Below are 202 nucleotides of genomic sequence, written 5' to 3'. Positions count from 1 at the left end.
CTCGAACAGCGACGCCTCCCACAGCGCCGACTCCACCAGCGCCTCCGGCGTCGCCTTGCCGTACTTGGCCAGCAGACGCTTGTCCAGGGAGCCCGCGTTCACGCCGATGCGGATCGGCGTGCTGGTCTCCTGGGCGGCCTTCGCGATCTCCTTGACCTTGTCGTCGAACTGCTTGATGTTGCCCGGGTTCACCCGCACCGCC

General features: G+C 67.8%; 1 protein-coding gene. It reads right to left on the bottom strand.

What is annotated here, in order from left to right; genetic code table 11:
* Nucleotides 1–202, bottom strand: a 202-nt coding sequence (locus tag IG74_RS0145370) for a flavodoxin-dependent (E)-4-hydroxy-3-methylbut-2-enyl-diphosphate synthase (RefSeq protein ID WP_030689887.1), incomplete at both ends; no start/stop codon positions are given.

It is taken from the genome of Streptomyces sp. NRRL B-1347, assembly GCF_000720325.1.
In the GTDB taxonomy this organism is placed as follows: domain Bacteria; phylum Actinomycetota; class Actinomycetes; order Streptomycetales; family Streptomycetaceae; genus Streptomyces.
The sequence above is the reverse complement of the archived record's forward strand: the minus strand, read 5'-3'. Positions and strand labels throughout refer to the sequence as shown.